The organism is Cellvibrionales bacterium (assembly GCA_016713115.1).
In the GTDB taxonomy this organism is placed as follows: Bacteria; Pseudomonadota; Gammaproteobacteria; order Pseudomonadales; family UBA7239; genus UBA7239.
The window spans coordinates 1,409,242-1,432,041 of sequence record JADJPU010000001.1; the positions used below are offsets into that span (position 1 = coordinate 1,409,242).

16 protein-coding genes, 8 tRNA genes, 3 rRNA genes and 2 pseudogenes are annotated in these 22,800 nt (G+C 51.1%); 25 read left to right on the top strand and 4 right to left on the bottom strand.

The genetic code is table 11. The features are described from left to right. Window positions 1-92 precede the first annotated feature (92 nt). Window positions 93-1,997 carry an RNA polymerase sigma factor RpoD gene (gene rpoD, locus IPK30_06900; GenBank protein ID MBK8103013.1) on the top strand — a complete coding sequence of 635 codons (1,905 nt, stop codon included), beginning with the start codon at window positions 93-95 and terminating at the stop codon, window positions 1,995-1,997. A 14-nt stretch (window positions 1,998-2,011) separates the two neighbouring features. Beyond that, window positions 2,012-2,088 (top strand) — tRNA-Ile (locus IPK30_06905). Between the two features lie 72 nt (window positions 2,089-2,160). Here the strand turns inward: IPK30_06905 and IPK30_06910 are convergent. Both IPK30_06910 and hemJ read right to left on the bottom strand, forming a co-directional pair. Further along, on the bottom strand, window positions 2,161-3,432 hold the full coding sequence (locus IPK30_06910) for an aminotransferase class I/II-fold pyridoxal phosphate-dependent enzyme (GenBank protein MBK8103014.1): 1,272 nt from the start codon (window positions 3,430-3,432) through the stop codon (window positions 2,161-2,163). Between the two features lie 68 nt (window positions 3,433-3,500). Continuing rightward, window positions 3,501-3,926: a protoporphyrinogen oxidase HemJ gene (gene hemJ, locus IPK30_06915; protein MBK8103015.1), complete on the bottom strand. Its 426-nt coding sequence runs from the start codon at window positions 3,924-3,926 to the stop codon at window positions 3,501-3,503. A 69-nt stretch (window positions 3,927-3,995) separates the two neighbouring features. Between hemJ and IPK30_06920 the strand changes: the two genes are divergently transcribed. Together IPK30_06920 and erpA are read left to right on the top strand one after the other, a co-directional pair. After that, window positions 3,996-5,036, top strand: a complete 1,041-nt coding sequence (locus IPK30_06920) for an N-acetyl-gamma-glutamyl-phosphate reductase (GenBank protein ID MBK8103016.1) — start codon at window positions 3,996-3,998, stop codon at window positions 5,034-5,036. A gap of 43 nt (window positions 5,037-5,079) precedes the next feature. Then, on the top strand, window positions 5,080-5,427 hold the full coding sequence (erpA, locus tag IPK30_06925) for an iron-sulfur cluster insertion protein ErpA (GenBank protein ID MBK8103017.1): 348 nt from the start codon (window positions 5,080-5,082) through the stop codon (window positions 5,425-5,427). A 19-nt stretch (window positions 5,428-5,446) separates the two neighbouring features. Here the strand turns inward: erpA and IPK30_06930 are convergent, their stop codons facing one another. Together IPK30_06930 and IPK30_06935 are read right to left on the bottom strand one after the other, a co-directional pair. Beyond that, window positions 5,447-6,532 (bottom strand): anhydro-N-acetylmuramic acid kinase, encoded by a 1,086-nt coding sequence (locus IPK30_06930; GenBank protein ID MBK8103018.1) that lies wholly within the window; start codon window positions 6,530-6,532, stop codon window positions 5,447-5,449. A 32-nt stretch (window positions 6,533-6,564) separates the two neighbouring features. Beyond that, window positions 6,565-7,947, bottom strand: coding sequence for a peptidoglycan DD-metalloendopeptidase family protein (locus IPK30_06935; protein MBK8103019.1), 1,383 nt, complete (start codon window positions 7,945-7,947; stop codon window positions 6,565-6,567). A gap of 187 nt (window positions 7,948-8,134) precedes the next feature. On the opposite strand from IPK30_06935, the gene tyrS reads away from it, so the two are divergent. From tyrS to rplL, 21 genes and pseudogenes are all read left to right on the top strand, one after another. Next, on the top strand, window positions 8,135-9,430 hold the full coding sequence (gene tyrS, locus IPK30_06940) for a tyrosine--tRNA ligase (protein MBK8103020.1): 1,296 nt from the start codon (window positions 8,135-8,137) through the stop codon (window positions 9,428-9,430). Between the two features lie 256 nt (window positions 9,431-9,686). Beyond that, a 16S ribosomal RNA gene (locus IPK30_06945) occupies window positions 9,687-11,185 on the top strand. Between the two features lie 119 nt (window positions 11,186-11,304). After that, window positions 11,305-11,381, top strand: a tRNA-Ile gene (locus IPK30_06950). Between the two features lie 18 nt (window positions 11,382-11,399). Further along, a tRNA-Ala gene (locus IPK30_06955) sits at window positions 11,400-11,475 on the top strand. 221 nt (window positions 11,476-11,696) lie between these two features. Next, a 23S ribosomal RNA gene (locus IPK30_06960) occupies window positions 11,697-14,582 on the top strand. Between the two features lie 132 nt (window positions 14,583-14,714). After that, a 5S ribosomal RNA gene (rrf, locus tag IPK30_06965) occupies window positions 14,715-14,830 on the top strand. The 16S, 23S and 5S rRNA genes sit together here with 2 tRNA genes alongside, the layout of an rRNA operon. Window positions 14,831-14,910: 80 nt before the next feature. Beyond that, window positions 14,911-15,891, top strand: a complete 981-nt coding sequence (locus tag IPK30_06970; protein MBK8103021.1) for a biotin--[acetyl-CoA-carboxylase] ligase — start codon at window positions 14,911-14,913, stop codon at window positions 15,889-15,891. Then, window positions 15,884-16,609, top strand: a complete 726-nt coding sequence (locus IPK30_06975; GenBank protein ID MBK8103022.1) for a type III pantothenate kinase — start codon at window positions 15,884-15,886, stop codon at window positions 16,607-16,609. Before IPK30_06970 ends, IPK30_06975 begins: the two co-directional genes overlap by 8 nt. Window positions 16,610-16,658: 49 nt before the next feature. Beyond that, on the top strand, window positions 16,659-17,408 hold the full coding sequence (locus IPK30_06980) for an SPOR domain-containing protein (GenBank protein ID MBK8103023.1): 750 nt from the start codon (window positions 16,659-16,661) through the stop codon (window positions 17,406-17,408). A gap of 44 nt (window positions 17,409-17,452) precedes the next feature. Continuing rightward, window positions 17,453-17,528, top strand: a tRNA-Thr gene (locus IPK30_06985). Between the two features lie 65 nt (window positions 17,529-17,593). Beyond that, window positions 17,594-17,677: transfer RNA gene (locus IPK30_06990), tRNA-Tyr, on the top strand. A gap of 40 nt (window positions 17,678-17,717) precedes the next feature. After that, window positions 17,718-17,791 (top strand) — tRNA-Gly (locus IPK30_06995). A 32-nt stretch (window positions 17,792-17,823) separates the two neighbouring features. Further along, a tRNA-Thr gene (locus IPK30_07000) sits at window positions 17,824-17,899 on the top strand. Window positions 17,900-17,964: 65 nt separating this feature from the next. Then, complete coding sequence (gene tuf / locus IPK30_07005; GenBank protein ID MBK8103024.1) at window positions 17,965-19,158, top strand: elongation factor Tu; 1,194 nt, start codon at window positions 17,965-17,967, stop codon at window positions 19,156-19,158. A gap of 72 nt (window positions 19,159-19,230) precedes the next feature. Next, window positions 19,231-19,306: transfer RNA gene (locus tag IPK30_07010), tRNA-Trp, on the top strand. A 42-nt stretch (window positions 19,307-19,348) separates the two neighbouring features. Beyond that, a complete protein-coding gene (secE, locus tag IPK30_07015; GenBank protein ID MBK8103025.1) occupies window positions 19,349-19,735 on the top strand; it encodes a preprotein translocase subunit SecE in 387 nt (128 codons plus the stop codon). 15 nt (window positions 19,736-19,750) lie between these two features. Beyond that, window positions 19,751-20,283 (top strand): annotated as a pseudogene (gene nusG / locus IPK30_07020) (transcription termination/antitermination protein NusG). Between the two features lie 133 nt (window positions 20,284-20,416). Then, window positions 20,417-20,847: pseudogene (rplK, locus tag IPK30_07025) on the top strand (50S ribosomal protein L11). Further along, window positions 20,847-21,542 carry a 50S ribosomal protein L1 gene (gene rplA / locus IPK30_07030; protein ID MBK8103026.1) on the top strand — a complete coding sequence of 232 codons (696 nt, stop codon included), beginning with the start codon at window positions 20,847-20,849 and terminating at the stop codon, window positions 21,540-21,542. The pseudogene rplK and the gene rplA overlap by 1 nt, the downstream one beginning before the upstream one ends. A gap of 280 nt (window positions 21,543-21,822) precedes the next feature. Then, entirely contained in the window at window positions 21,823-22,317 is a 495-nt protein-coding gene (rplJ, locus tag IPK30_07035; GenBank protein ID MBK8103027.1) for a 50S ribosomal protein L10, read from the top strand. A 56-nt stretch (window positions 22,318-22,373) separates the two neighbouring features. After that, a complete protein-coding gene (rplL, locus tag IPK30_07040; GenBank protein ID MBK8103028.1) occupies window positions 22,374-22,742 on the top strand; it encodes a 50S ribosomal protein L7/L12 in 369 nt (122 codons plus the stop codon). Window positions 22,743-22,800: the final 58 nt, after the last annotated feature.

A 22,800-nucleotide genomic window follows, 5' to 3' on the forward strand; every position in this document is an offset into this window, starting at 1 on the left:
GTGAGATCGCCTTGCAATCTGGCGATATGTCCCCACCATCCGGTATAATCCGCGCCCTTTAACGCCTCGAAAACCCCAGATTGGATCGCCACATGTCCGAGATCGTCAAACAACAATCCCGCCTGAAAGACCTGATTGCTCGCGGTAAAGAGCAGGGGTATTTGACCTATGCCGAGGTCAACGATCACCTGCCAGAAGATATTTCGGATCAGGATCAGATTGAAGACATCATTCACATGATCAACGACATGGGCATCCGTGTATTTGAAGCGGTGCCTGATGCTGAAACACTGCTGATGGCAGATGGTGATGCGGCAATCGACGAAGCGGCAGCCGCAGAAGCGGCAGCGGCATTGGCTGCGGTTGAAAGTGAGGTGGGTCGTACGACCGATCCTGTGCGTATGTATATGCGCGAAATGGGCACGGTGGAATTGCTCACGCGCGAAGGCGAAATTGTGATCGCCAAACGCATCGAAGAAGGCATTCGCGAAATGATGGCGGCGCTGTCATTCGTGCCAGGTTCGGTAGAAGCGATTCTGAAAGAATATGCTTTGGTTGCCACAGAAGAGCGCAAACTCAGTGACATTATCAGTGGCTATTTGGTTCCAATGGAAACCATGCCAGTTGCGCCGGGCGCCGCAAACAACAATGCGGCAAATAGCAATAACGATGAAGAGCTGCCAGAACCAGCGGCCAAAGGCGCCAAAGCCAATGGCAAAAATGATAAAGAAGACGATGACGATGACGACAGCAGCGATGACGATGCCGAAGTCGATACCGGCCCTGATCCAGAAGAAGCCAAGCTGCGTTTTGGTGAATTGAAAAAGCAATTTGATAAAACACAGAAAACTTTAGCTAAACACGGCCGTGACAGCAAGCAGGCCGGCAAAGAAATGGATGCACTGGCGGAAGTGTTTAAGTTTTTCAAACTCACACCGCGTCAGTTTGACCCTATTTTGAAAAACTCACGCGATGTGTTGACGCAAATTCGCGCAGAAGAGCGCGCGATTATGGCGCTGTGTGTGCGTCGCGGCGGCATGGATCGCAAACATTTTATTGAAGCTTTCCCTGGCAATGAAATCAATGAAAAGTGGTTGTCTGCACAACAGCGCTTGAAGAAAAACCAGGTCATTACAGAGCGCTTGGAAGGCATCAAACCTGATGTACAGCGCAGCCAAAGAAAACTGGCGCAGCTTGAAGTGCGTATGGATATGCCGTTGGCTACGCTGAAAGAAATCAATCGTCGTCTTTCGCTTGGTGAAGCGCGTATGCGTCGAGCCAAACGCGAAATGGTGGAAGCCAACTTGCGTCTGGTTATTTCGATTGCCAAAAAATATACCAATCGCGGTTTGCAATTTCTCGATTTGATTCAAGAAGGCAATATCGGCTTGATGAAAGCGGTAGACAAATTTGAATACCGTCGCGGTTACAAATTTTCTACTTATGCCACTTGGTGGATTCGTCAGGCGATTACGCGTTCGATTGCTGATCAGGCGCGCACCATTCGTATCCCCGTGCACATGATCGAAACCATCAACAAATTGAATCGCATTTCGCGTCAAATGTTGCAGGAGATGGGGCGCGAACCTACGCCGGAAGAATTGGGTGTGCGCATGGAAATGCCAGAAGACAAAGTGCGTAAAGTACTAAAAATCGCCAAAGAACCGATCTCCATGGAAACTCCTGTGGGCGACGATGAAGATTCACATTTGGGTGATTTCATTGAAGACACCACTATTCAGTCACCTGTGGAGGCGGCCACAACAGAAGGCTTGAGCGAAGCCACGCGCGAAGTGTTGTCTAGCCTCACTGCGCGCGAAGCGAAAGTGTTGCGTATGCGTTTCGGTATCGACATGAACACCGACCACACGCTGGAAGAAGTGGGCAAACAATTTGATGTAACGCGTGAACGCATTCGTCAAATCGAAGCCAAGGCGTTGCGCAAATTGCGCCACCCCACACGCTCCGATCACCTGCGCGGCTTCCTCGACGAATAAAACAGGAAAGTTTCGGGCCTATAGCTCAGTTGGTCAGAGCAGTCGACTCATAATCGATTGGTCGTAGGTTCAAGTCCTACTGGGCCCACCACTATCTGCTACAGAAATAAAAAAACCACCAGAGTTGGTGGTTTTTTTATTGTCGAGATTTGCCGTAGCGTGGTTAGCTGCCTAACGCCTGTTCCACCGATGCCAGTTTCACACAGGTAGTAAAAATTGCCATGCACAAATCTACTTCTTCCAATTTAGGGAAGCTGGGTGCGAGGCGAATGTTTTTGTTGTCTGGATCTTTGCCGTAAGGGAATGTGGCGCCAGCAGGGGTGAGTTTTACGCCGGCTTCGGCAGCGAGTTTGACAACAGTTGTCGCCAAGTTAGGGCGAGTGTTGAAAGACACAAAATAACCGCCGACGGGCGCTGTCCATTCACCGAGATCGCTGTCGGCAAAAGCGTTTTGCAAATGTTGCAACACGCAATCAAAACGCGGCTTTAAAATTGCGGCGTGTTTTTGCATGTGTTGCTGCACAGCAGCGGCATCCGGTAAAAAAGCGAGATGGCGCGCTTGATTCACTTTGTCGGGGCCGATGGTGCAAATGCCGAGTTGTTTGCAAAACACGGCGAGGTTTTCTTTCGATGCACCCATAAAAGCTACGCCAGCGCCGGCGTGCGTAATTTTGGAGGTGGAAGTAAATTGCAGCACGCTGTGTTCGGTGCCATGTGCGCGGCAGCGTTCCATGATATTGGCGAGTGCAGGCGCGCTGTTTGTTAAATCATGCACGACGTAGGCGTTATCCCAAAACACGCGGAAGTTGGGCGCGGCAATTTTGCCGAGCGCGGCAATGCGATCCACGGTTTCTGCGCTGTAAACGCAACCGGTGGGGTTGCTGTATTTCGGCACACACCACATGCCTTTGATGGAGGCATCGGCTTTGATCAAGGCTTCCACTTGCGCCATGTCGGGGCCGTTGTCGGTCAGGCGCACCGGAATCATCTCAATGCCAAATTGTTCGCAAATAGCAAAGTGGCGGTCGTAGCCAGGGGAGGGGCATAAAAATTTTACTGAGGATTCGTTACGCCACGCGCTTTTGCCGTCTGGCCCCAACATCCATGCGTAGTGCATGGCTTGGTACATCATGGTGAGGCTGCTGTTGCCGCCGGCGATCACTTCATTGGGCGCAAGGCCGAGCAAGTCTGCGCCCAGTTTGCGCGCGGAGGGCAGGCCTTCCAAGCCGCCGTAGTTGCGCAGATCGGTGTTGTCCAGCGTGTAGTTGCCGTGCAAGTTGCCGTCCAGCGCGTCTGACAGTGCCAATTGTTCCGCAGAGGGTTTGCCGCGTGTGAGATCCAACGCCAGTTTGCGCTGCTGAAAATCTGCGTACTGCGCGCGCAATTCACTGCGCCAGTTTTCCAATTGCTCGCGGGAGGCTTGGTTGATATTCACGGGGCGTTCCTCAAGAAAAAAGCGCGCAATTATAGGCGCAAGCACAGGCTAACCGAAGGGCTTCGGCGTCAAAAAGGTTTCAAAACCGCGAGCAAAATAATGGCGATCAAGGCCAGCACGGGCAGCTCGTTAAATACTCTAAAAAAAACATGGCTGCGTGTGTTGCGGTCGGTGGTAAATTGACGCACAAAATACCCGCAAAAACCGTGATAAACGATGAGCAGCGCGATCAAAACCAGTTTGGCTTTTATCCAGCCCATTGCCAGTAGCGCGCTGTTGAGATGCAGCATCCACAGACCAAAAACCAGCGTGGCAATGGCGGCGGGGGTCATGATGCCGCGATACAGTTTGCGCTCCATGATTTTGAAACGCTCGCGACTGATTTGATCCTCGCTCATGGCGTGATACACGAATAAGCGCGGCAGATAAAACAAGCCGGCAAACCAGCTCACCACGGCCATCAAGTGAAAGGCTTTTAGCCATAAAAACAGCATGATAAATCTGCAACCTGAAGTGGGAACCGCTAAAATGATAACGGATTCGAATGAAATGCAGGTGTTGGTGTGATCAAAGTAGGCATAGTCGGCGGCACAGGGTATACCGGTGTGGAGCTGTTGCGTTTATTGGCGCAGCACCCGCAGGCGGATGTGCAAGTGATTACTTCGCGCGGTGAAGCGGGCATGCCGGTGTCGGCGCTGTTTCCCAATTTGCGCGGTCGCTTTGATTTGGCTTTTTCTGCGCCGGATATTGCGCAACTGGGCGCTTGCGATGTGGTGTTTTTTGCCACGCCGCATGGTGTGGCGCAGGCGATGATGGCGGAGCTGCTGGCCACGGGTACGCGCGTGATTGATCTGTCAGCAGATTTTCGTATCCGCGATATTGCAGTGTGGGAAAAGTGGTACGGGCAAAAACACGCCTGCCCAGAGCTGGTAGCGGAAGCGGTGTATGGCTTGGCCGAGGTGAACCGTGAGGCGATCCGCAAGGCGCGTTTAGTCGCCTGCGCGGGTTGTTACCCCACGGCGATTCAGTTGGGTTTGCTACCGCTGTTGGAAGCGAAGTTGGTGCAGCCAGATAGCCTGATTGCCAACGCCGTGTCGGGCGTTTCCGGCGCGGGGCGGCAGGCGAAGGTCGATATGCTGTTTTCGGAACTGAGCGGCAGCTTCAAGGCTTACGCCAGTACGGGGCATCGGCATTTGCCGGAGATCGAGCAGGGCATCCACGCCCTGCAAAAAGCCGGTGAACAGCCGTACGCGCTGACCTTCGTACCGCATCTGGTGCCCATGGTGCGCGGTATGCACGCGACTATTTATGCAGATTTGTTGGATGACTCGGTAGACCTACAACAACTGTACGAACAGCGCTACGCCGACGAGTATTTTGTCGATGTGCTGCCTGTAGGCTCACACCCAGAAACGCGCAGTGTGAAAGGCGCCAACACTTGCCGTATCGCGGTGGCGCGTCCGCAAGGGCGCAAGCGTGTGGTGGTGATGGCGGTGATCGACAATCTCACCAAAGGTGCGTCCGGTCAGGGTGTGCAAATCATGAACATCATGCACGGCCTTCCGGAGCAGACCGGCTTGGAAAATTTGGCATTGATCCCATAACGGTTGCCCCCATAAACACAAGGTGCGCCGAGGAGTTTGAACCATGAGTGAAGAAGCAGTAGCAGAAGAAATCAGCGTCACCGCCAGCGCGGCTAACAAAGTGCGCCGTTTGGTGGATGAAGAGGCCAACCCCGATTTGAAACTGCGCGTGTTCGTGACGGGCGGCGGCTGCTCTGGGTTCCAGTACGGCTTCACCTTCGATGAAATCGCGGCGGAAGATGATGCAGCCATCGAAAAAGATGGCATCACGGTGTTGGTTGACCCACTCAGCTACCAATATCTCGCTGGCGCACAAGTGGATTATGAAGAAGGATTGCAGGGTTCAAAATTTGTGATCAATAACCCGAACGCACAAACCACCTGCGGTTGCGGTTCGTCGTTTTCTATTTGAGACTTTTGTTGAGGAAGGGTTAGCTCGGCAAATACACGCCGCCCAACACACAGGGGCGGCTGGCACCGCTGACTGTCGGTGCGTTGCCTGCTTTGTATTCCAGTCGTTGCTTGGCCAGCCAGGCAAAGGCCATCGCCTCCAACCAATCTGCGGAAACGCCGAAATCGCTGGTGCTGCCCAATGTCGATTGCGGCACTAGCTCGGCGATGCGTTCACACAACAGGGTGTTGTGACTGCCGCCGCCACAGAGCAACACACGATCAATTGCGGCGGGAAGCTGAACAATGGCATCGCAAATACTGCGAGCCGTCAATTCCAGCAGCGTGCGCTGCACATCTTCCGCCTTGATTTCGCCGATCTCCGTTAGCTGCGATTCCAGCCATGCGAGATGAAACATTTCGCGCCCCGTGCTTTTGGGAGCGGGTAGAGAAAAGTAGGGGTGACTGAGTAATTTATTCAGCAGTGTTTCGTGACCTTGTCCTGAGCGCGCCCAGCGCCCTCCGGCATCGTGCGCTTGCTGGAGATATTTTTGTATCCACGCATCCATCAACACATTACCTGGACCGGTATCAAAACCGCTCACGGGAAAATCTCGCGCCAACACAGTGATATTGGCCATGCCGCCGATATTCACGATTGCGCGATTTTCTTTTTCACTGCGCAACACGGCATCGTGAAATGCAGGCACTAAGGGCGCACCTTGGCCGCCAGCGGCAATATCCATGCGCCGAAAATCGGCAACAGTTGTGATGCCTGTGCGAAAAGCAATCGTATTTGGATCGCCAATCTGTAGCGTGAATGGCGAGTTGCGAAAAGGGTGATGGCGAACGGTTTGGCCGTGGCTGCCAATGGCACGAACTTGCGTAGCAGAAATGCCAGTTTCTTGCAGCGCACTTAAAACTGCTTCAGTAAATAATTCGCCGATTTGCACATCGAGTTCGCCCATGCGATTGATTTCATCGCTGCCGGGCTGACAAAGATTTTCAATTTGTACACGCAACGCACTGGGAATATTCCAGTTGCGCGCGTGTATGAGTTGGGGGGCTTGCGAGTCAGAGAAACTGACCAGCGCGACATCAATAGCATCAAGGCTGGTGCCCGACATCAAACCGATGTAGATGTCGGGCGTTTTTGAGCTCACTGACGAGCAGTGCCAGAGCTATTCATGGCGAGATTTTGTGAAGGCTGGTTGTTGCCAGCAGCCAATTGCTTCATTTGCACCATCGTTGCAGAAAATTTGCTATTGAAATCTGCTTTTTCTGCTTTTGACAAAGGCTCTGCCATGGCGACATTCATATTGGCCAATGGATTGACTGCAGTGCCGTTAACATGGAACTCATAATGCAAGTGTGGACCTGTTGCCAAGCCTGTTTGACCAACCGCGCCAATAACTTGTCCCTGCGAGATTTTGTCGCCAGTTTTGACGCCGATTTTGCTCATGTGACCATATAGCGTGGTGTAAACACCGCCGTGTTGGATCATAACTACTTTGCCAAAACCGTTGCGAACACCGGCAAAAGTGACTTTGCCGTTACCTGCAGCCTTGATGGGTGTGCCGGTGGGCGCAGAGTAATCAATGCCTTTGTGTGCGCGAATTTTATGCAAAATCGGGTGGTAACGGCCTGAGCTGAAGTAAGAGGATACGCGTGCAAAATCAATCGGCGTGCGCAAAAACTGTTTGCGCATGATGTTGCCATCCGGCGTGTAGTAGCTGGTTGAACCATTTTTATCGGTGTATTGCATGGCGCGATAGGTTTTGCCTTGGTTGGTAAATTCGGCGGCGATGATGTTGCCGTGGCCGATAGATTTTCCATCCAAGAACAATTCTTCATACATCACAGAAAAGCTGTCGCCTTCCTGAATTTCTTGAAGAAAGTCGATGTCGTAAGCAAAAATATCAGCCAGTTTCAGCGTCATTCTGTCATTCAAGCCAGCTTTTTGCCCAGCCATAAAAAGTGAGCTGTCGATCACGCCATGCGCGTAGCTGTGGCGCACTTCTGGCACTAAAGTTACGCGCTCGCTTTGATATGAGTCGCCGACGCGTTTAATAGCTACGCTTTCCAGCTTGCTCTGATGTAGACGCAGTTCTTGCGCCTTGCCGTCCTTCATCAATACATCGAGCTGATCATCCAAATTCAACGACGCCAATTTTTTTGCATCTTTACTGCTGTTGGTGATGTCGTGAATGTCATCGGAAGACAAGCCAGCTTTTTGTAACAAACTGGACAGTGTGTCGCCTTTGCGTACAGTCAAGTGCAGCCACGGATCGGTTTCAATAATTGGCGCGGCACTGACTTCTTCTGTAATGGGTGTGACAGAAATTTCGGGTGCGGTGTTGGTTTGTTTAACAACATCTGGCAACAAGCCTTCTTCTTGCGCGCGATAAGCAACAACGCTGTCAGGAAGAATTGCCAGCGTGATAATAATGAGCAGAGAAATACCGCAGGCAGCCATCAAATGATGGCGAGGAAAATGGTGTGTCCAAACGCTGCTGGTGTTGTGCTTTTCTTTAAATAACATAGTTTCTATAGGGCTATTACTGAGTAAAGAGGCTGATTTTAGACATGCTTTCCCCTCGGAGGCAACCCAAGCGGTTTCGTTAACAGAGGTGGGTGGTGTGATTGTCTTGGTGTTTTGGGGTTGTTTCGGTAAGGTGTGCGCCTTCATGAGGCTGGGTTCTTCTGTTGCTTATTTATAAGGTGGTGGCGTGGTGGCGGTAAAAGATTTGATTTCGGATTTGCAGGACAGAGGCTTGGTCAGCCAAATGGCCGGTGGTGATGAGTTGGTTGAGCACCTCATGACGGGCAGTCGCACGGTTTACTGCGGTTTCGATCCCACGGCAGACAGTCTTCATATCGGCAGTTTGGTGCCTTTGCTGGCGTTGCGCCGCTTTCAGCTGGCTGGACACAAGCCCGTGGCTCTGGTGGGTGGCGCGACAGGGATGATTGGCGACCCCAGCTTTAAGTCGGAGGAGCGCAAACTCAATACGCCAGATATTGTTGCGGGCTGGGCGGATCGCATACGGGCGCAGGTGTCGCGCTTCGTGGATTTTGAGGGCGCTTGTGCGGCTGAAGTCGTCAACAACTACGATTGGACGGCGAACCTGAGTGTGCTCGATTTTCTGCGTGACACCGGCAAGCATTTTTCTGTCAACGCGATGATTAATAAAGAGTCTGTGCGTCAGCGTATAGAAAGAGAAGGAGAGGGAATTTCGTTTACCGAATTCAGCTACATGCTGTTGCAGTCCATGGATTTCGCTGAGCTATATAAGAGGATGGAATGCACGGTACAGATTGGCGGCTCTGACCAGTGGGGTAACATCACCGGCGGCATTGATTTAACGCGGCGGCTCCACCGTCAGCAAGTGTACGGCTTGACTTTGCCTTTGGTGACCAAAGCCGACGGCACTAAGTTTGGCAAAACGGAAAGCGGTACGGTGTGGTTGGATGCGAACAGAACATCGCCCTACGCGTTTTATCAATTCTGGATGAATACTGCAGACGCGGATGTGTACCAATTTCTGCGCTACTTCACCTTTTTGGAGGTGGCAGCTATCGAAGAAATTGAGCGGACTGACGCGCAAGCACAGGGTCGGCGCTCCGCACAGGGTATTTTGGCGCGTGAGATCACAACCCTCGTTCACGGTGATGAGGGGATGGCGGCGGCAGAACGCATCAGTCACGCGCTGTTTTCAGGCGATGTCAGTCAGTTATCTGGCGATGATTTTGCGCAGTTGGCACAGGACGGGCTGCCAACACTGGTGGTTTCCGGCGGTGAGCGCGCTCTGGCTGATGTATTAGTGGAATCGGGCTTGGCGGTGACGCCGCGCGGAGAAGTAACACTCGGACAGGCGCGCAAATTTGTGCAGGAGGGCGCGGTGCAGGTAAACGGCATCAAGCAGAATGATTTATCTGCATTGCTAAGCATGGAAACGGCGATTCACGGCAAATACCATTTGCTTCGTCGCGGTAAAAAACAATTTCATTTGTTGGTTTGGCAGTAATTGCAAAGTTTCTGAAGATTTCTGTTGCAACGATTTTTTAGTTGCCTATAATGCGCGTCCGCACTGAGCGAGCCTCAGGCGGGTTGGTTAACAAGATATCAGACAATGCGTGTGGGTACTTGTATTGGAAGCAGTATTATCAATACAAGACCTGACAATTCATATTGTGAAAGTTGAAGTATTGAGCCGAGTTTTGGATGGTTAGCGGGTAACTGCGAAATCATCCGCTCTTGTCTTTTGACAGAGTTAAAAGATTGAACTGAAGAGTTTGATCATGGCTCAGATTGAACGCTGGCGGCAGGCCTAACACATGCAAGTCGAGCGGATGAAGGGGGCTTGCTCCTGGATTCAGCGGCGGACGGGTGAGTAATGCGCAGGAATCTACCTCGTAGTGGGGGATAACGTCTCGAAAGGGGCGCTAATACCGCATACGTTCTGAGGAAGAAAGCAGGGGACCTTCGGGCCTTGCGCTATGAGATGAGCTTGCGTCCGATTAGCTAGTTGGTGGGGTAAAGGCCTACCAAGGCGACGATCGGTAACTGGTCTGAGAGGATGATCAGTCACACTGGAACTGAGACACGGTCCAGACTCCTACGGGAGGCAGCAGTGGGGAATATTGGACAATGGGGGCAACCCTGATCCAGCCATGCCGCGTGTGTGAAGAAGGCCTTCGGGTTGTAAAGCACTTTAAGCGGGGAGGAAGGCCTGATGGCTAATATCCATCGGGATTGACGTTACCAACAGAATAAGCACCGGCTAACTTCGTGCCAGCAGCCGCGGTAATACGAAGGGTGCAAGCGTTAATCGGAATTACTGGGCGTAAAGCGCGCGTAGGTGGTTAAGTAAGCGATCTGTGAAAGCCCTGGGCTTAACCTGGGAACTGCAGGTCGAACTGCTTGGCTAGAGTACGGTAGAGGGTAGTGGAATTTCCTGTGTAGCGGTGAAATGCGTAGATATAGGAAGGAACACACACTGAGGCGCGAAAGCGTGGGTAGCGAACAGGATTAGATACCCTGGTAGTCCACGCCGTAAACGATGTCTGCTAGCCGTTGGGGGCTTGTCCCTTCAGTGGCGGAGCTAACGCGATAAGCAGACCGCCTGGGGAGTACGGCCGCAAGGTTAAAACTCAAATGAATTGACGGGGCCCGCACAAGCGGTGGAGTATGTGGTTTAATTCGACGCAACGCGAAAACCTTACCCGGTCTTGACATCCTGGGAACCCTTTAGAGATAGAGGGTGCCGCAAGGAGCCCAGAGACAGGTGCTGCATGGCTGTCGTCAGCTCGTGTCGTGAGATGTTGGGTTAAGTCCCGCAACGAGCGCAACCCCCGTTGCCAGTTGCCATCATTTAGTTGGGGACTCTGGCGAGACTGCCGGTGACAAACCGGAGGAAGGTGGGGATGACGTCAAGTCATCATGCCCCTTACGACCGGGGGCTACACACGTACTACAATGGAACGCACAGAGGGTTGCAATACCGCGAGGTGGAGCTAATCCCATAAAACGTTTCGTAGTCCGGATCGGAGTCTGCAACTCGACTCCGTGAAGTCGGAATCGCTAGTAATCGCGAATCAGCATGTCGCGGTGAATACGTTCCCGGGCCTTGTACACACCGCCCGTCACACCATGGGAGTTTACTGCACCAGAAGCCGGTAGCCTAACCGCAAGGAGGGCGCCGTCCACGGTGTGGTCGATGACTGGGGTGAAGTCGTAACAAGGTAGCCGTAGGGGAACCTGCGGCTGGATCACCTCCTTAAACGAACGCTGCCCAAACGAGTACTCACACTCATTGTCTGATAGTGAACGCACACAGCGAACATGCCCGCGGGTGAAGAGTCGGCAGATTATCGCCGCTTGGGCGCAGGCAATGGATACAGGCCTGTAGCTCAGTTGGTTAGAGCGCACCCCTGATAAGGGTGAGGTCGGCAGTTCGAGTCTGCCCTGGCCTACCACTCTTTGTGAGGAGACAAGGGGCTATAGCTCAGCTGGGAGAGCGCCTGCTTTGCACGCAGGAGGTCAGCGGTTCGATCCCGCTTAGCTCCACCATTGTTGCTGTGTGATCTGAGAGAAATCAGAACGGAGTGATGAGTGTCATCACTGTTTTCTGGTTTTTGCGCCAGATGTTCTTTAAAAAGATAGAAACTGTAGTAATAAGTATGCTGAATCAAGCGCATGCTGTTGTGTCGCCTAGACGCAACGGCTGCAATCCGGCGAAAAAAGCAGAGACAGCCAGTCGATTGTTTCTGTTCCAGTCGTTTGTCTTATATGGTCAAGCGACTAAGCGCATACGGTGGATGCCTTGGCAACGAGAGGCGAAGAAAGACGTTGGAGCCTGCGATAAGCTTCGGGGAGGTGGCAACCGACCTTTGATCCGGAGATCTCTGAATGGGGAAACCCACCTGTCATAAGGCAGGTATCCTGCACTGAATCCATAGGTGCAGGAGGCGAACCAGGGGAACTGAAACATCTAAGTACCCTGAGGAAAAGAAATCAACCGAGATTCCCTTAGTAGCGGCGAGCGAACGGGGACCAGCCCTTAAGCACAGTGAGTTCTAGTGGAATGCTCTGGAAAGTGCAGCCGTAGAAAGTGATAGCCTTGTACACGAAAGGGCTCATTGTGTGAAATCGAGTAGGACGGGACACGTGTTATCCTGTCTGAATATGGGGGGACCATCCTCCAAGGCTAAATACTCCTCGTTGACCGATAGTGAACCAGTACCGTGAGGGAAAGGCGAAAAGAACCGCGGTGAGCGGAGTGAAATAGATCCTGAAACCGTATGCGTACAAGCAGTAGGAGCCCTTCGGGGTGACTGCGTACCTTTTGTATAATGGGTCAGCGACTTACTGTCAGTGGCAAGCTTAACCGTATAGGGGAGGCGTAGCGAAAGCGAGTCTTAATAGGGCGTTTTAGTCGCTGGGAGTAGACCCGAAACCGGGCGATCTAGCCATGGGCAGGGTGAAGGTTAGGTAACACTGACTGGAGGCCCGAACCGGGATCTGTTGAAAAAGATTCGGATGACCTGTGGTTAGGAGTGAAAGGCTAATCAAGCTCGGAGATAGCTGGTTCTCCTCGAAAGCTATTTAGGTAGCGCCTCGGACGAATACCACTGGGGGTAGAGCACTGTTAAGGCTAGGGGGTCATCGCGACTTACCAACCCTTTGCAAACTCCGAATACCAGTGAGTACTATCCGGGAGGCACACGGCGGGTGCTAACGTCCGTCGTGAAAAGGGAAACAACCCAGACCGCCAGCTAAGGTCCCCAATCATGGCTAAGTGGGAAACGATGTGGGAAGGCATAGACAGCTAGGAGGTTGGCTTAGAAGCAGCCATCCTTTAAAGAAAGCGTAATAGCTCACTAGTCGAGTCGGCCTGCGCGGAAGATCCAACGGGGCTCAAGCCATGAACCGAAGCTGCGGATGCATCTTATGATGCGTGGTAGAGGAGCGTTCTGTACGCCTGTGAAGCTCGATTGAGAAGTCGGGTGGAGGTATCAGAAGTGCGAATGCTGACATAAGTAACGACAAGGGGAGTGAAAAACTCCCCCGCCGGAAGACCAAGGGTTCCTGTCCAACGCTAATCGGGACAGGGTTAGTCGGCCCCTAAGGCGAGGGCGAAAGCCGTAGTCGATGGGAAACAGGTTAATATTCCTGTACTTTTTGGTACTGCGATGAGGGGACGGAGAAGGCTAGGCCAGCGCGGCGTTGGTTGTCCGCGTTTAAGGTGGTAGGCTGAGATCTTAGGCAAATCCGGGATCTTAAGGCCGAGAACTGATGACGAGTGCCCATGTGGCGCGAAGTGGTTGATGCCATGCTTCCAGGAAAAGCCTCTAAGCTTCAGGTATCAAGAAACCGTACTCGAAACCGACACAGGTGGTCAGGTAGAGAATACCAAGGCGCTTGAGAGAACTCGGGTGAAGGAACTAGGCAAATTGACACCGTAACTTCGGGAGAAGGTGCGCTCTTTGACGTGAAGGACTTGCTCCGTAAGCGTTGGGGAGTCGAAGTGACCAGGCCGCTGCAACTGTTTATCAAAAAACACAGCACTCTGCAAACACGAAAGTGGACGTATAGGGTGTGACGCCTGCCCGGTGCCGGAAGGTTAATTGATGGGGTTAGCGCAAGCGAAGCTCTTGATCGAAGCCCCGGTAAACGGCGGCCGTAACTATAACGGTCCTAAGGTAGCGAAATTCCTTGTCGGGTAAGTTCCGACCTGCACGAATGGCGTAATGATGGCGGCACTGTCTCCACCCGAGACTCAGTGAAATTGAAATCGCTGTGAAGATGCAGTGTACCCGCGGCAAGACGGAAAGACCCCGTGAACCTTTACTATAGCTTGGCACTGGACTCTGACACTATCTGTGTAGGATAGGTGGGAGACTTTGAAGCGTGGTCGCTAGACTGCGTGGAGTCGACCTTGAAATACCACCCTGGTGGTGTTGGGGTTCTAACGCTGACCCGTTATCCGGGTTGCGGACAGTGTCTGGTGGGTAGTTTGACTGGGGCGGTCTCCTCCCAAAGAGTAACGGAGGAGCACGAAGGTACCCTCAGCATGGTCGGAAATCATGCAATGAGCGCAATGGTAGAAGGGTGCTTAACTGCGAGACCCACAAGTCGAGCAGGTACGAAAGTAGGTCATAGTGATCCGGTGGCTCTGTATGGAAGGGCCATCGCTCAACGGATAAAAGGTACTCCGGGGATAACAGGCTGATTCCGCCCAAGAGTTCACATCGACGGCGGAGTTTGGCACCTCGATGTCGGCTCATCACATCCTGGGGCTGAAGCCGGTCCCAAGGGTATGGCTGTTCGCCATTTAAAGTGGTACGCGAGCTGGGTTCAGAACGTCGTGAGACAGTTCGGTCCCTATCTGTCGTGGGCGTTGGAGATTTGAGAAGAGTTGCTCCTAGTACGAGAGGACCGGAGTGAACGAACCTCTGGTGTTCGGGTTGTCACGCCAGTGGCATTGCCCGGTAGCTATGTGCGGACGGGATAACCGCTGAAAGCATCTAAGCGGGAAGCCTCCTTCAAGATGAGATCTCCCTGGGGAGTCAATCCCCCTGAAGGGTCGTCGAAGACTACGACGTTGATAGGTGGGGTGTGTAAGCGCTGCGAGGCGTTGAGCTAACCCATACTAATTACCCGTGAGGCTTAACCATATAATAGAAATGACTGGAAATACGCGGATTGCGTTGCTTGATCGGCATACAAACACTACAGTATCTATCGCTTTATTCGGGTCACTCGTGGCGCTCCCCAGGGAGATAAGCCCACGATACCCAAACGAATTGCCTGATGACAATAGAGATCTGGAACCACCTGACCCCATGCCGAACTCAGAAGTGAAACAGATCATCGCCAATGGTAGTGTGGCGCTTCGCCATGTGAGAGTAGGTCATCGTCAGGCATCTAAACCAAACCCTTACCAGTAAACACTGGTAAGGGTTTTTTTTGGCTTAAATATTTTCGCAATTGATACCCTCCGTTATGCCGCAAAAACTAATCGATCTTCTTGCTGATGGACAAAGCCACTCCGGCGTTGCGCTGGGGAAGGCGTTAGGTGTCACCCGATCCGCTATTGGCAAACAGATAACAAAACTCAAAGAAATGGGGTTTCAAGTAGACAGCGTAAAAGGCGCTGGTTATCGCTTATGCATGCCTTTCGAGCGTTTGAATGTATCTGTAATCAGTAGTTATTTTTTCGATAGCCGTCTTTGTGTTACGCCGAAAGTTGAAGTCTTTTGGTCATTGGATTCAACCAACGATTATCTTATTGCGAATATTAAAGATGGACGAATAACAGAATCGGGGTGCGTATGCTTAGCAGAACACCAGCGTTCTGGGCGCGGCAGGCGTGGAAAGGCTTGGGTGAGTCCATTAGGGGGCGGGCTGTATTTCTCAATTGCGTATCGTTTTGAGCGGGGCGCAGAGTCACTGGAGGGCTTGAGCCTATCAATGGCGATGGCGGTGATTGAGGTTTTAGAGCAAAAATTTTTCATAAATAATCTTAAAATCAAATGGCCTAATGATATTTTTCTAGACGAAAAAAAATTAGGTGGAATATTGATAGATGTAATGGGTGAAGCAGGCGGACCTTGTTGGGCTATTATCGGAATTGGTTTAAATGTCTGTGGAATGGAATTGTCAATGCGTGGAGTTGATCAGCCATGGACGGATCTATCCTCAAATGCGGAGGAAGCTGTATTGAGAAATAAACTTGCCGCCGCGCTCATCGAAAGGGTTATAGGTAAATCACAGGCGCACGAGCGAAATGGATTCGAGCTGTCCGATGTGGAGTGGCAAAAATACGATGCTTTTGTTGGTAGGCAGGTTATAGTGAGTGCCGGTGAAAATGGTTTTTTTGGGGGGATTCAGAAAGGCATTTCAAAGGGGGGCGGATTAATTGTCGAAGTGGATGGCGTGCAGAGAATAGTTCGTTCTGGAGAAGTGAGTTTGCGTCGTGCCTAATAAAATTCTTGATTTGGATATGGGTAATTCTAGGATTAAATGGAGGCTGTCTACAGGACAATCCGGTGTAAGCAGAAACGATGCGTTGGGTAAGTTTTTTGAAAATGATTTTGGTGTGTTGGATAGAATTAGAGTTTCCTGTGTGTCCAATGAAAAAATCCAAAAACAAGTTGTAAGCTTTCTAGCGGAAAAATATTTGTGTAAGCCAGAGATTGCTATCTCTAAGAGTTTCTGCAGCGGCCTGCATAATAATTATGAAAATCCGAAATTTTTAGGTGTTGACCGCTGGTTGGCCTGTCTTTCTGCGTGGAATGTGTCGAATAGAAAAGCGGTTCTTATTATCGATGCCGGCAGTGCGATCACTATTGATACAATTAACGATCAATCAGAATTTCTTGGTGGCTTTATCATTCCAGGCTTGGAAATGATGCAGAAAGCTTTGGTGGGGAATACGGGAAAGATTGACTGCGATATTGATGCGAGATTTTATGCTGGTGATAGGCTGCCCACTAATACACAAGAGGCGGTACAAGGTGGCGCCTGTTTGGCAGTGCTGGCTGTTGTTGAGCGCGCTGTTCGTATATTTTTGCAGCAGTGGCCCGCTGGCCATATTTGTTTTACAGGAGGTACGGGTATGGCGCTGGCGCAAGCCATTGGCATGACGGAGGCCTACTATCCTGAGTTGGTGTTAGATGGACTGGCTATTGCGCTGCCATAGCCTGTGATAGTGTGCCAAACAAAATGAAATATAGAGTTGAGGATTCATTGTGCGCTGGACTGTAATTGGTTTGTTTTTACTGAATATTGTATTTGCAGTTTGGGGGTGGCTGGGCTATAGCTACACGCGCAATGTGGGGTCGTTGGGAGGAGGAGAGTCAGTAGCCAGCGCAGAAAGTATGCCGGGTACGAGGCTGGTCCTGCTGCGTGAGCAGCTCGTTGCTTCTAGTGTGGGCGCTGCCGATTCTGCGTCAACAGCGGTAGCTGTGCAGTCGGCAGTAGATGTGGTGCAGCAGCCCGATACGACGGTGCAGTTGTGTACTCTGCTGGGACCGGTAATGAGGCCGGAGGATGCTAAAGCGCTGCTTGCAAGGCTAGGTGCGCTACAGATTCAAGCCAAATATGTGGCGTTGCAGGTAGATGGCAATCCGGATTACTGGGTCTATCTGCGCCCAGAGCCGACCAAAGATTTGGCAATCGCCAAATTGCGAGAGTTGCAGGGCAAAAAAATTGATAGTTTTTTGATTCCGCAAGGCGAGCTAGCCAATGGGATTTCTTTGGGGATTTTTGATAGCCAAGAAAATGCAGAGAAGCACAAAGAGGCAGTTGTACAAATGGGCTACGACGCACAGCTCAAGACCAATCCCCGTAGTTACCTTGAGAGCTGGATTGCGATTTACCCTGATCAAGTGGCTGGGTTCAGCCAAGAACTCTACAGTCAGCTGCACGCAGAAAATTCTAAGCTGGATTTGCGTAAGGATGAGTGTCGCAAGGTTGCTTCCACCATCGACATTCAATAGAATGCCGCGCTCTGTAATTAGGTGCCGAGAAGTTTACAGAAAATGCTGGCGTAGCTCAGTCGGTAGAGCAGCTGACTTGTAATCAGCCGGTCGGGGGTTCGACTCCTCTCGCCAGCTCCAAATTTATTAAGCAGGTATTCGTTGACAAGTATTAGGGGCGTCAGGAAAATACCCGACCCTTTTTCGGAGAGGTTCCCGAGCGGCCAAAGGGATCAGACTGTAAATCTGACGCGAAAGCTTCGCTGGTTCGAATCCAGCCCTCTCCACCAAGATTAAGCCGCTTTAAGGTTTTTAGGGGCAAATGGTTTGGCGGGCATAGTTCAGTGGTAGAACCTCAGCCTTCCAAGCTGATGATGCGGGTTCGATTCCCGCTGCCCGCTCCAGATAGTTGAATTAAATGGGCTTAGGGGTTGCGGCTCATATAGCTCAGTTGGTAGAGCACTTCCTTGGTAAGGAAGAGGTCACCGGTTCAAATCCGGTTATGAGCTCCATTTCTACATAATGGTTAGATTGGTTTTTTGTATTTAAGGTAAGTGTTTAAACGAGGAAAACGGCAATGGCAAAGGCAGCATTTGAACGTAAGAAACCGCACGTAAACGTTGGCACGATTGGCCACGTTGACCACGGCAAAACCACGTTGACCGCAGCGTTGACAATTGTGTGTGCGGAAGTTTGGGGTGGCGAGAGAAAAGCGTATGACCAGATCGACGCGGCGCCAGAAGAAAAAGCGCGCGGCATCACCATCAACACAGCGCACGTGGAATACGAGTCTGCTGAGCGTCACTACGCGCACGTGGACTGCCCCGGACACGCTGACTATGTCAAAAACATGATCACCGGTGCTGCCCAGATGGACGGCGCGATTCTGGTGTGTTCTGCTGCTGACGGCCCAATGCCACAAACCCGCGAGCACATCTTGTTGTCGCGTCAGGTAGGCGTGCCTTACATCGTGGTGTTCCTGAACAAAGCGGACATGGTTGACGATGCTGAGCTGCTGGAATTGGTAGAAATGGAAGTGCGTGAACTGTTGAGTCAGTACAACTTCCCGGGCGACGACACCCCAATCATCATCGGCTCTGCATTGATGGCGGTAGAAGGTAAAGACGACAACGGCTACGGCACTTCTGCGGTGAAAAAGCTGGTAGAGACATTGGATACCTATATCCCAATGCCAGAGCGCGCCATCGACAAGCCATTCTTGATGCCGATTGAAGATGTGTTTTCTATCGCGGGTCGCGGTACGGTTGTTACCGGTCGTGTAGAGCGCGGTATCGTCAAGACGGGCGACGAAGTTGAGATCGTGGGTCTGCGTGCCACCACCAAAACCACCGTTACTGGTGTTGAGATGTTCCGTAAATTGCTCGATGAAGGTCGTGCGGGTGAAAACGTTGGTGCGTTGTTGCGTGGTACCAAGCGTGAAGATGTTGAGCGTGGTCAAGTATTGGCCAAGCCTGGCAGCATCAAGCCACACACCAAATTTGAATCTGAAATTTATGTGCTGTCAAAAGATGAAGGTGGTCGTCACACGCCATTTTTCAAAGGCTATCGCCCACAGTTCTACTTCCGTACTACCGATGTAACGGGTGAAATCCAGTTGGCTGACGGTGTAGAAATGGTTATGCCTGGCGATAACATTTCCATGACGGTGACGCTGATCCATCCGATCGCCATGGAAGAAGGTTTGCGCTTCGCGATTCGTGAGGGCGGTCGTACCGTCGGCGCGGGTGTTGTTGCAAAAATCATTGAATAAGGTTGGTTTGAGTTGTTGAAAATAGAGCGCTTTTATCGGCGTTCTATTTTTTGTTGTTTGGATCGGGTTTATAGGCCAGTAGTTCAATTGGTAGAGCACCGGTCTCCAAAACCGGGTGTTGGGGGTTCGAGTCCCTCCTGGCCTGCCAAAATTATTGATGGTCTGTTTTTTGTTGAAGCAAAGGCGTGAAATGAGTAACAAAACTGAAGAGCGCGGTGCAAAAGAGCAGACGAATCACTTGGATGTAGTGAAGTGGATCGCCGTCGGCTTAATAGTCGCAGGCGGTGTTTATGGTTACTACCACTTTGCGGGTAGTTATGCGGTTGCTTTCCGTGCATTGGCTTTGGTGCCCGTTGCTGCTGTTGCGGTGTGCATCGCTGTGTTGACTACGCAAGGGCGAGCATTTTTTACTTTGTTGCGTGAGGCGGCTGTTGAGGTGCGTCGCGTTGTGTGGCCTACGCGTCAAGAAGCGGTGCAGACGACTTTGGTGGTTATGGGTTTTGTTGTGTTGATGGCATTGGTTCTTTGGGGATTGGATGCTGGATTTGCAAAACTTGTTTCCGTGGTAATCGGTTAACAGAGGGAATGGATTGTGGCCAAACGCTGGTACGTTGTTCATGCCTATTCAGGATTTGAGAAAAAGTAGCAGCTGCTTTGAAAGAGCGTGTTGAGCGTGCAGGTGTGCAGGAGATGTTTGGTGACATTCTTGTGCCAACTGAGGAAGTGGTTGAAATGCGCGCGGGCCAAAAGCGTAAAAGCGAAAGAAAATTCTTTCCTGGCTATGTATTGGTGCATATGGAGTTGAATGATGACTCGTGGCATTTGGTGAAAGAAACGCCGAGAGTGATGGGTTTTATTGGTGGTAAAGCGGACAATCCTGCGCCGATTACTGATGCCGAGGCTGCCTTGATTCTGCGTCGTGTTGAGGCGGGCAGTGAGAAGCCGCGTCCGAAAACAATTTTTGAGCCAGGTGAAATGGTGCGAGTGGTCGATGGGCCATTTAATGATTTCAATGGCGTTGTAGAAGAAGTGAATTACGATAAAAACCGTCTGCGTGTTGCCGTGTTGATTTTTGGCCGTTCGACGCCGGTTGAGTTGGATTTTAGTCAAGTCGAGAAGGCTTGATATAACAAGATATGCGGCGCAAGCCGCATTAGGTGCAGTTGCAACATGGTGTTGTAGCTGCGGGGAGCCGAAGAAGAGATGTCGATATCATTCGATATTTTGGAGGCGCTAATACCCAACAGAGGGTTTATTTATGGCTAAGAAAGTACAAGCCTATATCAAGCTGCAAGTGAAAGCTGGTCAGGCAAATCCCAGTCCACCGGTTGGTCCAGCATTGGGTCAGCACGGTGTCAATATTATGGAATTCTGTAAGGCGTTTAACGCGGCCACTCAGGGCTTAGAACCGGGCTTGCCTACGCCGGTTGTAATCACCGTTTACTCGGACCGCAGTTTTACTTTCATTACTAAAACTCCTCCAGCTTCCGTGTTGCTGATGAAGGCTGCCGGTCTGAAAGGTGGCAGCGGCGTTCCCAACAAAAACAAAGTTGGAAAAGTCACTCGCGCGCAAGTAGAAGAAATTGCAAAACAAAAATGCCAGATTTAACGGCTGCCAATATGGAAGCCGCTGTGCGTACGATTGCGGGCAGTGCTCGTAGTGCTGGTATTGAAGTGGAGGGTGTGTGATGGCCAAGATAAGTAAACGCGCCCAAGCAATCAGCGCCAAAGTTCAGTCTGGAAAACAATACGCCATTGCAGATGCTGTCGCGCTGTTGAAAGAGTTGTCGACAGTAAAATTCAGTGAAACAGTTGATGTGTCAGTCAACTTGGGTATTGATGCGCGCAAATCAGACCAGTCTGTGCGCGGTGCAACTACTTTGCCGCATGGTTCAGGAAAATCCGTGCGTGTTGCGGTATTCACTCAAGGCGCTGCGGCTGAGGCGGCTAAAGCTGCTGGTGCAGAATTGGTAGGTATGGAAGATTTGGCTGAGCAAATCAAAGGTGGTTTGATGGATTTTGATGTCGTGATTGCGTCACCCGATGCCATGCGTGTCGTTGGTGCTCTCGGTCAGGTGTTGGGTCCACGCGGTTTGATGCCAAATCCTAAGACCGGCACGGTAACGCCAGATGTTGTCAATGCGGTTAAAAATGCCAAAGCCGGTCAGGTGCGCTTCCGCGCTGACAAAAACGGCATTATTCATGGTGGCATTGGCAAGATTGGTTTTGATGTAACGGCATTAAAAGAAAACCTTGAAGCCGTGATCAACGACTTGAAAAAAGCCAAACCAAGCACGGCAAAAGGTATTTACCTGAAGAAGATTACGCTGTCGACAACGATGGGTCCGGGTCTTGTTATCGATCAGGCATCATTGAATATTTAAAGTTTTGCATTTGGGGTTTGGGTGGGGCTGTTAGTTGTCGCCTCACTTGAATTGTCAAAAATCGCAGGTGTTGATATTTTCTTTTGATATATCGACTTAAAAGAGCAAAAGATACGGATATTTGGTGTCTTGATGTGAAGCCCGCGTAGACGGTTAGCCCAATTCAGGTTTTTTGCGTAAGCAGTCTGGATTTGTGCGCCGAAAGGTTCGCGTTTCAAGTGTGTAGTAGGAACGCGGTAAATAAACGATCGATGTATCGATCAAGTCCAGGAGAAATGCTGTGGCATTAGCACTCGAAGACAAAAAGGCGATTGTTGCCGAAGTCCAGAATGCAGCTAAAGGCGCGTTGTCTGCCGTGATCGCCGATTCCAGAGGCGTTACGGTAGATAAAATGGATGCGCTGCGTAAGCAGGCTCGTGAAAATGGCGTATGGCTGAGAGTTGTTCGCAACACTTTAGCTAAGCGCGCTTTCCAAGGCACTGATTACGAATGTTTAGCTGACAGTTTGGTTGGCCCAAGTATTATCGCTTTCTCTAATGAGCACCCAGGTGCTGGCGCGCGCATCCTGCGCGACTTCGCCAAAGAGAACGATAAGTTTGAACTCAAAGCGGCATGCTTTGAGGGTACTTTGGTAGATATCGGCATGTTGGCAACCTTGCCAACTTACGACGAGGCAATTTCTAAGCTGATGAGCGTTCTGAAAGAGGCGTCAGCTGGCAAGCTGGTTCGTACGATTGCAGCTGTTCGCGATCAAAAAGAGCAGCAAGCGGCATAATTGTCGAATGTTGTTTACCTAATTGAGCTTAATTCAAAGTTACTGAGGAAATAAAAATGGCACTGACTAAAGAAGACATCATCAATGCAATTTCAGAAATGTCTGTTAAAGATGTGGTTGAATTGATTTCTGCAATGGAAGAAAAATTTGGTGTTACTGCTGCTGTTGCTGCAGTTGCTGTTGCGGCGGGTCCTGCTGCTGCTGCTGAAGAGCAAACTGAATTCAATATCGTGCTGACCAGCGCTGGTGAGAAGAAAGTTAACGTTATCAAAGTAGTTCGCGAACTGACTGGTTTGGGCTTGAAAGAAGCGAAAGACTTGGTGGACGGCGCGCCATCTACTGTTAAAGAAGGAGCGTCTAAGGCGGAAGCCGAAGATGCCAAGAAAAAACTGGAGGAAGCTGGCGCTGCTGTTGAACTCAAGTAATAACACCTTGGGGTTATGCTTGCGTAATAAACGGTATTCTGCCTAGCACGAAGAGGCT